This window comes from Streptomyces boluensis (assembly GCF_009908195.1).
GTDB lineage: Bacteria > Actinomycetota > Actinomycetes > Streptomycetales > Streptomycetaceae > Streptomyces > Streptomyces boluensis.
The window spans coordinates 28053-41576 of sequence record NZ_JAAAHS010000020.1; the positions used below are offsets into that span (position 1 = coordinate 28053).

12 protein-coding genes and 1 pseudogene are annotated in these 13524 nt (G+C 68.4%); 3 read left to right on the forward strand and 10 right to left on the reverse strand.

Going from position 1 to position 13524, the window contains the following annotated elements:
* Positions 1-593: 593 nt before the first annotated feature.
* From GUY60_RS05015 to GUY60_RS05030, 4 genes are all read right to left on the reverse strand, one after another.
* Entirely contained in the window at positions 594-2630 is a 2037-nt protein-coding gene (locus GUY60_RS05015) for a hypothetical protein (RefSeq protein WP_161694174.1), read from the reverse strand.
* 40 nt (positions 2631-2670) lie between these two features.
* Positions 2671-3912 (reverse strand): ATP-grasp domain-containing protein, encoded by a 1242-nt coding sequence (locus tag GUY60_RS05020; protein WP_161694176.1) that lies wholly within the window; start codon positions 3910-3912, stop codon positions 2671-2673.
* A 692-nt stretch (positions 3913-4604) separates the two neighbouring features.
* A complete protein-coding gene (locus GUY60_RS05025; protein ID WP_161694178.1) occupies positions 4605-4997 on the reverse strand; it encodes a DUF2267 domain-containing protein in 393 nt (130 codons plus the stop codon).
* A gap of 121 nt (positions 4998-5118) precedes the next feature.
* The gene (locus GUY60_RS05030; protein ID WP_161694180.1) at positions 5119-5616 is read right to left on the reverse strand and encodes a hemerythrin domain-containing protein; all 498 of its coding nucleotides are present in this window, start codon (positions 5614-5616) and stop codon (positions 5119-5121) included.
* Between the two features lie 329 nt (positions 5617-5945).
* Between GUY60_RS05030 and GUY60_RS05035 the strand changes: the two genes are divergently transcribed.
* The gene (locus tag GUY60_RS05035) at positions 5946-6845 is read left to right on the forward strand and encodes a SigB/SigF/SigG family RNA polymerase sigma factor (protein WP_246234314.1); all 900 of its coding nucleotides are present in this window, start codon (positions 5946-5948) and stop codon (positions 6843-6845) included.
* A 116-nt stretch (positions 6846-6961) separates the two neighbouring features.
* Here GUY60_RS05035 and GUY60_RS05040 read toward each other — a convergent pair whose 3' ends face one another.
* Positions 6962-7435, reverse strand: coding sequence for an STAS domain-containing protein (locus tag GUY60_RS05040; RefSeq protein WP_161694182.1), 474 nt, complete (start codon positions 7433-7435; stop codon positions 6962-6964).
* 188 nt (positions 7436-7623) lie between these two features.
* On the opposite strand from GUY60_RS05040, the gene GUY60_RS05045 reads away from it, so the two are divergent.
* Positions 7624-8016: a DUF3662 domain-containing protein gene (locus GUY60_RS05045; RefSeq protein ID WP_161694184.1), complete on the forward strand. Its 393-nt coding sequence runs from the start codon at positions 7624-7626 to the stop codon at positions 8014-8016.
* 190 nt (positions 8017-8206) lie between these two features.
* Positions 8207-8587 (forward strand): annotated as a pseudogene (locus GUY60_RS05050) (hypothetical protein).
* A gap of 155 nt (positions 8588-8742) precedes the next feature.
* Here the strand turns inward: GUY60_RS05050 and GUY60_RS38195 are convergent.
* The 5 genes from GUY60_RS38195 to GUY60_RS05070 all read right to left on the reverse strand — a co-directional run bounded on the left by GUY60_RS38195 (position 8743) and on the right by GUY60_RS05070 (position 13289).
* Positions 8743-8916: a hypothetical protein gene (locus tag GUY60_RS38195; protein ID WP_187369935.1), complete on the reverse strand. Its 174-nt coding sequence runs from the start codon at positions 8914-8916 to the stop codon at positions 8743-8745.
* Positions 8917-8942: 26 nt separating this feature from the next.
* Positions 8943-9299 carry a PRC-barrel domain-containing protein gene (locus GUY60_RS05055; RefSeq protein ID WP_161694186.1) on the reverse strand — a complete coding sequence of 119 codons (357 nt, stop codon included), beginning with the start codon at positions 9297-9299 and terminating at the stop codon, positions 8943-8945.
* A 333-nt stretch (positions 9300-9632) separates the two neighbouring features.
* Positions 9633-10265 carry a transposase gene (locus GUY60_RS38795; protein ID WP_312866189.1) on the reverse strand — a complete coding sequence of 211 codons (633 nt, stop codon included), beginning with the start codon at positions 10263-10265 and terminating at the stop codon, positions 9633-9635.
* 161 nt (positions 10266-10426) lie between these two features.
* Positions 10427-12271 carry a serine hydrolase domain-containing protein gene (locus tag GUY60_RS05065; RefSeq protein ID WP_161694188.1) on the reverse strand — a complete coding sequence of 615 codons (1845 nt, stop codon included), beginning with the start codon at positions 12269-12271 and terminating at the stop codon, positions 10427-10429.
* Positions 12272-12392: 121 nt separating this feature from the next.
* Positions 12393-13289, reverse strand: coding sequence for a LysR family transcriptional regulator (locus GUY60_RS05070; protein WP_161694189.1), 897 nt, complete (start codon positions 13287-13289; stop codon positions 12393-12395).
* Positions 13290-13524 lie beyond the last annotated feature (235 nt).

Below are 13524 nucleotides of genomic sequence, written 5' to 3' on the forward strand. Positions count from 1 at the left end.
TCCAGCCAGCTCGCCATCTCTGACCAGCGCCGCTATGCAGCCTCGACGCCGCGAACACCATGGCGGCAGCACCTGCAGCCTGGATGACTCGTACTGCCGCAGTGGGTGGAACAACGCGGGCAATGTCGCGAGCCGGTCATCAGCCGAATCGGCCCCGGACAAGAGCGGTCCCAGTTGCGACGCGACCTCCATCAACCGATCCCGCTTCTCGACGGCGGTGGCGATGCGGGCCAGGCACCTGTGCACCGGCCTGGGTGATAAAGCCGAGACCCGCAGCGGCGACGGCAGGTGTACTCAGGTGGGCGGCTGCCTGATGCGGCGCGGTAGTAGCGACCGGTTTGCTGGATGGCCGCGTTCACACAGTGCGGGTGACCGTGACGAGGACGGTGACCGGTGTCGTTGTTCCGTCCTGGGCCAGGTAGGCGCTGATGGCGGTGCGGACGCGTTAGCGGACCTGCTGGGCAACATCCAGGACGCGGCGGTCCTCATGCACGACGCAGCGTGCTTCTACGTGCCAGCCGCCTTCGGGCGTGGGTTCGGCCCGGATGCCGCCCTCGCGGGGAAGATGAAGAAGCACAACTGGAGTACTGAGCTCACAGGCTCGTGGGCCTTTCGAGGGCTTGCAGCGTCCCCCCGGGTAGCCGGTCGTTGCCCCAGCTGCGCTCGATGTAGCCGGTGATCCGCGCGACGTCTTCGGCGGGCACCCGCTCCGGTTCGCCGTGCTCGAGCGGGTCGGAGTGGAAGATGTAGAGCCGCGAGGCGAACTGGTCGAAAGGCAGTGAGGCCTCTCCGAACCGCTCGCCGTTGCCCGCGGTGGAGACGACGACGCCGTCGCCCCAGTCCTGGCCGCTGTCGTTGTTCGGGTTGAAGAAGTACACCCGCATGACGTCCTGCGGATCCGGCGCGACCCGCAGAATCGTGATCGCGTGCCAGCCGACATAGCGTGCCGCGCTGTCGGTCACGGCGACGCCGGCCGGCTGCGGATGGATCAGCGGCTGCTCGCCGTTGTACGACGGGTGGTAGCTGGCGTGGAACTGCCGCAGGAACTCGTCGAGGTCGACCAGGTTCCCGGTCGCGACGTCCACGTTGATGTGGAACCCACGGCCCGTCCACCAGCCGTGGAACTCGGGGTTGACCCACCGGTGCGGGTCCCCCGGCCGCTCGGCGCAGCGCCGTCCCATCTCGGCGTAGATCCGGTCCAGGTGGGGCACCACGAGCAGCGAGACGGGGTCCAGGTCCAGCGGCAGCGTGCTCGCGACTCCGCTCACGCTGTCCTTCGACGAGATCGGCCGGCCCTCGAAGTGCATGAGGATCTCGTCGTCGCGGGCGGCCCAGACCACGACTTGCAGCAGGTAGTCCGGGTCGTTGTAGGCCCACATCGACAGCGCGCGGGCCGACTGGCAGGTGGGGTTGTCGCCCTGACCGACGCCGAGCGGCAGGCCCAGCATCGAGAGCACCCCCGCAACAAGGCGTGCCCGCGGCCCCGGCGTCTCGCCGAAGACCGTGGTCAGCCGCTCGTGCGCCACCGGGGAGAGTTCGAGCGCCAGTTGGCGCCAGAGCGCGGGCACCACCGGCGGCTCGTAGAGGATGCCGCGGTCGAGCAGCAGCGCGAGACCGTAGATGCACTGCGCGGTCTGCGGGTGCACGGCCACCTCGATCAGCCGGTGCACCAACTGGCTGTAGCGCAGCAGGCAGTTGCGGCCGGTGTCGGAGAGACCGAGCGCCTCACCGACGAGGTAGAGGTGCTCGCTCTCGCTGAGCAGGAACCGGAGCAGTTCCGCGTGGTACGGCGACACCAGGCCGGTGTCGTGCATCGCCCGCGCGAACCCCGTCGCCTCGTACTGCAGGCCGCCGGCGTCCATCGCCTCGAGCCGGGAGCGGAAGACGTCGATGCCCGGGTCCTCCCGGCACGCCTCGGTGGTCCCGTACAGGCTCGAGATGAGCCGGTCGATGCCCTGCCCCGACGACACTCCGAGAGCGACGTCCGGGCTGTTGCGGTAGATCGCGATCCGGGTGATCAGGGACTGCGCCGCCTCGACCTGGATCGGACGCTGGCGCAGGATCCGCCAGATCTCGTCGACCAGGTCGTCCAGGACGCTGTCGTAACCGATCTCCTCGGCGAGGTGGCGGAACAGGGCGCGGACGAGCTGTGCGGTACGGCCCTGCTGGACTCGCTCTGCCTCGCTGGGCGCGCTGAACAGCAGCTCCAGGTTCTTCGCCAGTACCTGGGACAGGAACTGGCGGGCGTCCTCGGCGGGGAACGTCGGGTGCGCGAAGTCGCCGCGGGCGACCGCGAGCATCCGCAGCTCGCTGGTCGCCTCCATGACGACGGTGTCCGCGTCTCCGCTGTGCAGGCTCCCGCTGACCAGCGCCGGTACGAGGATCTCCGGTGACGCCCAGTCCGTCCCCTGGAAGAGGCCGGCTTCCTCGAGGGCCTGCGCCCTGGCCTGCACCGCCGCGGCACCGCCCGGCTGTATGAGTACCCGGCGCAGTGCTTCCAGGACCCGCCGCAGCTTCGTGTGCTTGCCGAAGTCGCGGGTTTCGGCCATGGCCTGGATGGCGTCGTCGAGTGAGGTCACGCGCTTGTCCAGCGTCGCGGCCTCACCGCTGACGTCGACGGTCGGTTTCAAAGGTTTTCCCTCGGGTTGGCCTCCCGCGTCCACGAGTTCGTCAGACGTAGAAGTCGAGCTCTTCCTGCTTCTTCAACAGGTCGCGCATGCGGTAGGGGTCTTCACCGAAGAAGTACACCAGGCCCCAATGGGTGCCGAACGCGGTCCTCTTGGTGACGGTCTCCTCGAGCGGTGTCGAGAGGTCGTGCGACTCGTAGTAGTCGTCGTCCTCGGTCTCCTCCGGGATCTCCAGTTCGCTGACGACGCGGCGGCGCGGGTAGACACCGAAGCAGCCGGCGATCCCGGACGCGTCGACGACCTCGCGCGGGAAGAAGGCGTCGATCTCCTCCTCGGTCGTCTTCGGGTCGAAGGCCAGCACCAGCGCCTGGTACGCGTTGAAGCCGTATGCCCGCTCAAGCAGCTCGAACACCTTGAACCCCGGGGGCCGGTACGCGACTTCGCCGAAGTACATCTCGCCGTCACTCGTGACGAAATACTCGGGGTGCACGAAGCCGAACTCGATGTCGAACGTCTTGATGAGTTTCTCGATCTGCGCCGTGATCTGCGGGCGGTAGCGCTCCAGTTCCGGGGTCGCCGGCACGAACACCGAGTATCCCAGCGTGACGTATTCGGAGATGTTGAGGAACTTGATCTTCCCGTTGTGCACCCACGCCTCGACCGCGAACTCCCAGCCGTCGAGGTGGGATTCCATGAGAACGGGGAACTCCTCCTCCGGAATCATGTCGATCTCGTCCGGGGTACGGATGACGCGGTGCCCGAGGCATCCCGCCTTGTCGAACGCCTTGAGGTGGATCGGGTCGTTCGGGTCACCGTCCAGCTTGAGCAGTGTCTGATTGACACGCTTGAGGAAGCGGATCACGTCGTCCCGGTCGTGGGCCTCCTCGAAGATTCCGACCCGGATACCACCGAGTTGAGCGCGGCGCTTCATCAGCGCCTTGTCCCGCAGCAGCATGGCCTGACCGTACAAGCGCGGGTTGTCAAGGAGAACGGAGTTGATCGCCCCTGCCCATTCAACCGTCTCCTCGTACAGCGGGATCGCGACGTCGACACCCGCGTCCTTGAGAGTCTCGGCGATCTCCATGGAGCGGTCGTTGAGCCGTTCGAAATTCCATGGCACGTAGGGGATTTCGTGATCGACGCAGTACTTCTCGGCCCACTCCGGGGCCACGACGACGTATCGCCGGTCGAACCGGTCTAGGGCTTCCACCGCATTGAGACTCCAGCCAAGAAGCGCTACATAGCCCTTGTCGGGGTTCTTGGTGGCCGGTTCGCCTTGTGTCATAGGCCGTTCTCCTTCGCGTGTGCGCTCATCGACGGCGTGGCTGGCACGCCAGTGCCCGGCGGCTGCCGCGCAAGCACCTCCTGCCCGCCCGCAAGCACCTCATTCCCGCGCGCTGGGACGGAGACGGCACGGCAACCTTCGACCGCCTGCGCAGCATGGCCGTGTAAGGGGCCGACGCCCGCGCCCTCATCACACGCGCCATCGAAGCCCTCACCCAACCGGTTCCCGAAGCCTGAGCCAGGAAGCTCTTGCACTCCAATTCCATTAGCTGAGCGGCCACTTCACCCGCTCACCGGCCGATGCCCGACCACCGGAGAGTGGGGGCAGGCATTGGCCCCGCAGTCGAGAGCACGGGTATCGCGGCCCTGCGGCCGGGCGGTTTTGAAGGTGCGCGCCCCGGTGTACTGGAGGCCGAGGCCAAGCGGCGCACCTGGTGCTGCGAGTGCACCTGCCACTGCGTGACGAAACCGGCCTGGCCCCCGAGGTGGCCGCCGCCCTCGACGCGAGCGAGGGCCGGGCCCTGCGCAGCGCCACTTCGGTGGCCACCGTGTCCCAGTCGATGGCGCACCGGCTCGTGGCCGAGCACGGGCTACGGCTCGACGCCGTGCACGTCGCCGTCCCCGGCGTACGGATCGCGGACACTGCGACAGGATCGGCCCCCGCCCTCCCCCGACATCAGGTACGGCCTCCACTCACATCGGGTCGGTGCATCCGAACAACCCGGCATGTCCCGGGGGGAGTTGGGTGAGGATGCGACGCAGGAGGGCGTCGTCGGTGATCGCGGCGAGGGCGGCGAGGACGGCGTCGACCGCTCGCCTGGCCTCGTCGAGTTCAGCACGGCTCAGTTGGGCCACCGCTTCGATGAATCCTGTGGGGGTGAGGGGTTCGCCGGCCGGTTCGGTCACGGTCAGCAAGGGGCCGCATTGCGCGGGGAGCAGGCGGGCGAGGTCGGTGCGGTCGTCGCCGACCAGGTGGGCGCCGAGGACCTCGAGAACGTTCTGCACGGCTCGGGCCGCCTCCTGAGAGACCTGGTAGCCCGCGCGTTCTGAGACCTGGGCGAGGAAGGCGTCCAAGGTCAGATCCATGGCGACTCCTTGTGGATGCGATGGGTACGCCGGGGCAGTACGGGCCACTCCCCGCCAGGTGGCGGTACGACGACGGAGCGTCCGGGCGTGCGCGCAGGTGCGTGCGGGGTGTGGCGTGCGGTCATGCCGGCACTCCGGCCTGGAGCAGACGTCGTACGGCATCGACGCTGCCGCACCCCGCACGCAGCATGCGGCAGCGCGCCTTCGCGAAATCCTCGGCGAGTTCCGCTCGCCGGGCGCAACTGAACCGCGTACAGGCCAGGTTGAGAAGGTTTCGCTCGGTTTCGTCGCAATGGCGATGGGTGGCCGTGGCCATGTGCTGAAGTCGCCACTCCCATTCGGCCGAGCCGATCTCCCGCACTTCGATGAGGGCGAGCAACACCTTGACGGCTTCCGCGTGTTCGGCCTCGATGCGCACGAAGGCGCCGGTGTCCGCGTGGGGGCTGAGCGCGGACAGCAGGACGCTGTGCTCAGCCTCTCCGTGCGCGATCAGCAGGTCCGTGAAGTCGTGGAGAGCCTTCTTCCGGTCGGCTTCCACACTGCGCATCAGGCGCAGCAGGTCCTCCATCGTGCGGTGGTCGTCGAGGACCAGCTCGACGACGTCCTCTGGCGGCATCATGTCGGTGCGCCTCCTGCCTGAAGTGAGTTCGCACCCCGCTACCCGATCCGCCCAAGAATCACGCCCCGGGTGACCCGAATGCCGATCTCCCCAGTTCAGACCGCCGCCAGGAGCAACATCGCACCTCCCGGCATCGTCCAGCAGGCCGACGGCCACGTCGGCGATCGGCCGCACCGGTGTCGAGCCCCGCCAGTAACACAGTGTTGGCAGGCCAGCGAGGTTCTTATACGGACAGTCAAGTCACGGGAATGTCACGAGCGTTCGTGGGTAGCAGCCTGCCCACGACGCGCTCCCAGCCAGGGGGCGCACTTCTCGTTTCGGGAGTGACGATGGCGACCGCAATCTCCAGCAATCCCGGCTCCATGAGCTCGTACGCGGAGCGACATACCACCGGTCCGGACGCCGCTCGGGCGGACGTGCCGGGCCTGGAGGGCCTTGCGCCCCTTCCCGACTCCCAGAGCATCAACGGGCCCGATGCCCGCGCTCTGTCCAAGACGCTCTTCGCCCGCCTCGACGAGCTCGAAGAGGGCACTCCGGAGCACTCCTACGTACGCAACTGCCTGGTCGAGTACAACCTCGCGCTCGTCCACTACGCCGTTGGGCGCATGAACGTGCGCAACGAGTCCTACGAGGACGTGCTGCAGGTCGGCACCATCGGGCTGATCAAAGCCATCGACCGCTTCCAGGTGCAGCGCGGGACCGAGTTCCCCACCTTCGCCATGCCGACCATCTTCGGCGAGATCAAGCGGTTCTACCGCGACACCACCTGGTCCGTGCACGTCCCGCGCCGCCTGCAGGAACTGCGCATCGACCTGTCCAGGGCCACCGCCCAACTCGAGCAGACCCACGGCCGGACGCCGACCGTGCGCGAACTCGCCGAGCGCCTGCACCTGGACGAGGACGACGTCGTCGAAGGGCTGATCGCCGCCAACGGCTACACCGCCGTCTCCCTGGACTATCCGAACGACGCCGCGTCCCCGGAAGACACCCTGGCTGAACACTTCGGCTACCTGGACGACGGCCTGGAAAAGGTCGAGGACCTGCACTCCCTCAAACCCCTCATCGCCGCCCTCCCCGAGCGCGACCGCAAGATCCTCGCGCTGCGCTACGCCGAGGACAAGACGCAGAGCGCGATCGGCCGCGAGCTCGGCATCTCCCAGATGCACGTCTCCCGCATCCTCAAGCGCCTCCTGAACCGGCTCGGCGCCCAACTCACCGCGCAGCACTGACCGTTACAACGAACCTCCTCAGCGGCGGACAAGTGGCCCTGGCACGGACGCCCCGCGCCGTGCCAGGGCCGGCGCGCGGCCGGTTCGGTGGCGGGGGCCTCGCCGTCGTGACCGCGCTATGGGCCTTCTTCAGCTTCGTACGCTCGCTCATCAGGCAGGTATGTCCTGGGCTGTACACGGGAGTTGGTGTGTTCTGAGTGCGGGGCGGGGGGCCATGTCGGGCGGCTGGCCTCGGGCAGCTGCGCCAGCGCCTGAGAGACGCTCGGGTAGGCGGGCAGCAGGGCACTGCTGCCGGTCTGCGCGAGCAGTTCGGCAAGGCGCTGGCCTGCCCCGGCCAACAGGAGCTTGCCGTCGCGGCGTTGGAGTAACCAGCGTGTGGCGAGCAAGCAGTTCAGCCCCCGAGAGTCGCAGAAGGTCAAAGGGGTCACGTCGAGGACCAGGTGCTGGTGACCGGTGTTGATACTGGTCCCGACGGCTGCCAGGAAGTAGCTCTCGCAGCTCTGGTCCAGCTCTCCTTTGGCGCGCAGAACCGAAGTGTCGTCGCAGCTGGCGATCGTGCTGATGGTCAGTCGAGGGTTCTGCCGGGACATCACACCTCACCTTCCTGGGGCCATTCGCACGCCGCGTCGCAGCGGCTCGTGGTCAGGGATCGGGCAGCCGGAAGTTGACGGGGCCCCGCCGCGGACTTCAAGGCCAGTCGATCGCTTCTTGCACAGCCGTGCGCGGTGACACCCTTATGGATGAGCCTGCCCAGGATGCGCCCGGGCAGCGGATAGGGATGAGATTCCTCGTCGAGTTCGAACGCTCCGTGGAGCGGTGGGGCAATGCCCTGTGGGAGACGCTGATCCCGCCCTCACGCAAACAAGCGGAGGTCGTCGCGAAGCTGCGCAATGAATGTGACGACCGGGCCTTGATCCTCGACCGGCAGCGCACCCTGGTGCCCAACGCCTTCGTCGTCCAGCTGCCACCCGACGCGCACCGCCAACTCATTGCCTGCAGCGGCCAGTTGGGGAGGCAACTGGCCACCCAGATCCGAAGACACGCCGCGGAACAGGGATACACCTTCGCCGGCCCCGTGGTCGTCCACCTGACCGGAACGCCTGGCGCGGGCGTAGGCCGATTTCGCATCCACAGCCGCATCGCTCCCCTCCAGCGGCGCACCGGTTCCTGAAGTTCCTGTCGAGCAGGGGCGCGGGGCAGTGAAGAAGTAGCGGCCGCGCGGGCCGGCCCACCAGCATCGCCCGCCACAACTGACGGCGGGAGCAGCGGCGGTGCCCGCCCTGCGAACGGAGGGCGTGATCAGGCAGTGTGCTCGGTTCGCCGGGGAGCGCCACGGGTGCACGCTGCTTGGAATCCTTGGCATGTCGAAGCGTGACGGACTGCTCGTCGATCTCGCCTCCAGGGTCGAGTCCGCGCAGAGCACGCAGATGTCCCTGACCGTGGCCACCGGGGCGCGGTCATCACCGGCCGGCAGGCGCCCCAGGCGGTCTGGCGGCAGCGGCCCCGGAGGTCCTGATGGACTCGGAGCGGCTCCGGCCGTTCGCGACCGCCTTCGCCTCGCGAGAAGCGCGGGAAGTGGCGGCCGCAGGCGTTCCGGCACGGTGCCCACACACCTGCATTTCCACGTCGCGCGGATCCTGCAGGGCGGCATGGGCATCCCCGGGACGGGTGGGATGTACCGGGTCGACATCGCGGAAGTCAACGCGTGGACCGTCGGCGACTTCAGCTACTCCGACCGCTGACCGGCTGCTCAAGCAGCGCCGTCCGTCAGGCCCACTGGCCGCAGCGCCTCTGCGCGGTCGTGCGGGCTGAGTACGACGAGCATCTGAAGCAGCTGCGCGGCTTCCTGCACGGTTTCGGCACCGCTGGAGGGCCGGCGTATTCCGCTCCCCGCGTCTCACCGAATCGGGCGGTGGCGCCTGCCGGAACTCCGCAGGTGCAGAGCGAGGTGAACCAGGGCTGCGACGAACACCACGATGCCGATGAGCAGCACGTAGAACAGTCCTTCGGCGACGGCGCCTATGAGGCCCAGCACGATCGCGGCGATGACGAGGATCAGGAAGAGCATCATGGCTCGGGCACCTCCTGGGGTCGGGCTCAGCGACGGGCGAGCTGCCGCTCGCCATTGGCCCCGGGCTGGTAGGGCATGCCGTAGTGCGCGAAGACCGCGGCCTCGTCCTCGGCGGGCAGAACATCGTCCGTACCGATCGGCGGGCACTTCTTCACCAGCGACTTTTCGTAATCGACCCTGACGTACCCAGGCCCCGCTATTGCGTCGTTCAGCGGGACGAAGACCAGGTGGCGGCGGGTGGGCAGTCCGACCTCGACGGTGGCCATGGCCGGGTCGTCGGTGCTGGTGTCCACGTAGATCGCCTCGAGCACGCCGATCTTGTGACCCCTCGAATCGACGACGTCATGGTTGCGCCACTCCCGGATGTCCGCCATCTCGATCATCCTGGGCCTCCTTCGCGCGGCAGTACGGACCGGTGTCATTCCAGGATGCTCTTGGAGCCACCCCGAGGCCACCGTGATCAGCAGCGATGACGGATCGAGCGTGAACCAGCACGGAACCTGGAAATGCGGAACGACCTCCGTGACGAGCCCGGACACCTCCCGCCAGAGCGTGGCCAACTCGCACTGCCGGTCCACCAGCGCGCCGATCCGCTCCTGTACGCGGAGCGTCCGTCCGGCTACACGGTGCGCTTCCCGGATCGCCCCAGAAATCTGGTGTTCCCGGCCCGGTCGAGCAGTCGTAGCGTCAATGGCATGGACAACGCACGCGCACCCTCACCCCCCGCCCGCCTGCTCCACCCGGCCGACGGGCTCGTCGAGCCCGGTCCCGGCCAGGTCACCGACCGCTTCATGATCGACGGCGTCGACACCGACCAGCGAGATCTTCAAGCCCCGCGGGCAGTGGCACACGTTCTGGAACCACGGCGACGAGCCGGCCACGGCACTCGAGCTGATCTCACCCGCCGGGCTCGAGCAGTTCTTCCGCTGGCTGGGCGAACTCGACGAGTTTCCCGACCCCGAGGTCCTCGCCGAGAAAGCAGCGCCGTACCACTGCGACGTGGACGAGGCAGCGACCAAGGCCCTGACCAGCCGGTTGGGCCTGACCCCCTGACCGCTCAAGCGCCCGCCCGCGCGGCGGAACTGCCGGTGCCCCGAGGAACGCTCGACGGGACTGCCCCCGCACAGCCCGGCGAACGACGCCTCACTGCCGAGACGTTCCGGGTTGACCCCCACCGCGATCAGCAAAGCGTCAGCCGTGTCCGGACCGATCCCCACCACCTCCAGCAGCTGCGGGGCATGGCATTCCACGAGCCGGGCGAGACGAGCGTCCACGTCCCGGATCTGCTCGGAGAGCTGGGCGATCCGGCCGGCCAGCAGACCCAGGGCGATCCGCGTGGCCTGCAGCACCGACTCCTCGCCGGCCTCCTCGCGGCCTGGCCGTCGACATGACTGGTGTGGCCGGGCGGGTCCAGCGCGATCACCTCGACTCGCGGCGCTCGAGAAGGCGTTGAGCCCGACTACCGGTGCGGCACGGAACGCGGGGATGCAGACGGCCCCGTGCGTGCTGCTCAGGATGTCGGCGGGGTCCCTGCTCCTCCGGCGCCGGTCATGGGCGCCAGCTTGTCGGCTTCGGCCACGGCGGCGTTCCAGCTGAACTCGTTGTTGTCGCTGAAGTAGTAGTAGGTGGCGCCGTTCGGCATCATCGCGACGGTGATGCCGCCGTATCCCGACATGAAGGGTACGTAGAAGGGGTTGGTGTAAGCGGGGTTGTCGGCGGAGGTGAACTCTTTGCCCCAGAAGCCGTTCTGGTACTTCATGGGCTTGGTGCCGGTGGTGGTCATGCCCCGGTCCTGCGGTGTGCGTTGCATGGTGGCCGCGAGCAGTGCCGGGTCGAGTATCTGCGTGCCGTTGACGGCGCCGTGGTCGTTGTTGAGGAATTTCGCGAACCGGGCGACGGAGTCCTGCGTCCAGAACATGCCGTACCCGCCGAAGGGTGCCCCGCCGGGGCTGTTGTCGGTGCGGGAGGAGACGAGGGAGTCGGGCCCGACGCCGATGGGTTCGAGCACGTCGTCGCGGAGCATGTCGAAGATGTCGGCGTCCGAACCGGCCTTGTCCTGCAGGTAGTTGTTCATCGCGCGGGCGGCGAGGAAGGTGTCCGAGGTGTGGTAGACCCACTTGCTGCCGGGGCTGGTCTTACGCGGGAAGGACAGGGCGAGACGCATCTTGTCGGCGTAGGGCTCGGCCGCGAAGAAGTCCGCCATGGTGCGGCCCGCCTCGTCGGTCTCGTAGCCGGGCGAGGTGTAGTTCCCGGTGGCCATGTCGAGGGTGTGGTCGAGGGTGACGCCGCTCCAGGCAGTGTTGCCGGCGGTCTCGGGGATTCGGTCGGAGAGCTTCTCCTGGGCCACGGCCGGGCCGTAGCGCTGCGCCAGACGCAGCATGGCGGTTCCCGCGAACGCCGACTTCGCCGTCGAGTACGAGGGCAGCAGCATCTGGCCGCAGAACGGGTAATTCCCTTGTCGGGTACGACAGTTGCCCACGTAGTGGACTCCGCCGAAGTAGAAGCCGAAGGTGCTCAGCGCGGACGGCGTGATGCCGGAGCCGAACTTCGCCACGTCCACCCCACTGTCCGGGTGGTCGGTGGCCAGCGCCGAGAGGGGCTTGGTCGGGAGCCGGTCCCCGACCTCGGAGGCGTACGCGTCGCGCAGGTTCTCGGCGCCGTCGACGGGGCCGGGCCGGTAGTCGGCCGGTACCTGGCCCCACATGTCGAACTGGAAGTACTCGCAGGTCTCCGTGGTGATCTGGTAGCGGACTTCGGAGATCGATGTGTCGTCGAAGAGGAACGTCAGGGCGCCGTTGTGCACGCAGTTGGCGTTGCGCTCGACGAGCGCGAACGGCAGGGAGGCGCGGGTGCGTTGGCCGTCGCCGTCCTCGTTCCACGCGCGGCCGGGTCCCACCGCCAGGTTCCACGCCTGGTTCCCCGTGTACTGCAGCCCGCGCTTCGCCGGGACGAGGTGGCTGCCGTTCTGCACGAGCGCGATGTCGACCGGCGGTAGGTGCCGGGTGGCCGCAGCGTCTCCGTATCCGTTCGGGTCCTTCAGTGCGCGGAAACCGCCGGCGGTGGAGAGGCCGTCGAGGGTGAGGGTGCCTTCGAAGCTGTGGGTGGGTGGCGCTGCTTGCGCCGGCAGGGCGAAGGCGCTGTCGGGCACGGTGTCTTCGGCGCTGCCCCCGGCCAGTTGGCCGGCGGTGAGTTCGGTCCGGTTCACCGCACCGCTTCCGGTGAGTGGATCACCCGGTACGGGTGCGGTTGCGGCGGGCGCCGCCATCGTCTGTGGCGGGACGGCGAACAGCGCCGCGAGCACGGCGGCAGTGGCGGCGGCACGGCGTAGCCGTCGGGCATGGAACGGTCTCGGCATGGTCCGAGGTCCTCTCGGGCTGGCAGCTGATGCGGGATATCGCCGCATGGTGGGGCGCGCCGGCGCCGCCGTCCAATGCCTGCCCGGTCTGATCAGGCTGCCCGCCAGGTATACGTCCAGCTCATCCGCGGGCGGTGACCTGAGGCCCGTACTGCTCGACGCAGAAGCGCGCCAGCCCCGTGGCGAACGCCTCGATGCTGCGCAGCGCATAGTGTCCGGCGTCCCACGCGGCGTGCAGATGGATCTGCAGCGGCTCGCCCGCACCGTCGAGGATCAGCAGCGGGTGCAGGTCGAAACGAGGATCGTCGGAGACCACCGCAATTCCGTGGCCCGACGCCGCCATGGCCTGTGCGACGTGCGGAGTGTCGCATTCCAGCACGATGTCGTACGAGGCGTCCGCGTCCTGCACGGCATGGTCCAGGATGCGCCGCGTGCCGTGCGCCGGGGTGAGGACGATGAGGGGCTCCGCAGCGAGCTCCTCAATGGTGACCCGGTCCCGGTCCGCCCAGGCATGGTCGGCCCGCACATAGGCCCACAGCGGCAGGCGGGCCACCGGGAGCCCGGCGAAACGGCGCCTCGGGGGTGCCGAGGAGACGGCTACATCGGCGCCCCTCGCAAGGGCCTGGTACGCATGCGCCGGACTCTCCGCCTGCACGGTGACGAGCGGATCCTCCGGTCCCCAGGTGGCCAGGAACGGCGCGATCACGTCGGTGATGGTGGTGGGCGGCGCCGCCACGGTGATCCGCATGGCACGACCGGCAGCCAGCGCACCGACTGCGGCCTCGGCGGCGTCCGCGCGGGCGACCAGGTCTCGGGCCAGCGGAAGGAAGCGCCGGCCGGCGGCGGTCAGGACCAGCTGTTTGCCGCCGCGGTCGAAAAGCGTCATGCCCAACGACGTCTCCAGGCCGCGCAGTTGACGCGAAAGCGAGGGCTGGGCAACGCGGACCTCCTCGGCGGCCTTGGTGACCGAACCGGTCTCCACGATGGTCAGGAAATAGCGCAGCACTCGAAGTTCCACGGCAGTGGCCTCTCGGAAGACGGAGGAGGCATGGCCATTGCATGCCTCAAAGGCATGCAAGTCAGCCCTCGGAAGTATTTGAGGTTATAGCTGACGAGCCCCACGCTTGTCTCACCGTCGACCTCGCCGCCCGGAGCCCACACCCCCGGCGCCTGAACCACCGTCGACTGCTCCCGCCAGAGCCCTTTTTTCGATTGGCTGGTGTTCCCCGCATGGCCCGCCCCCTGCCCCTTAT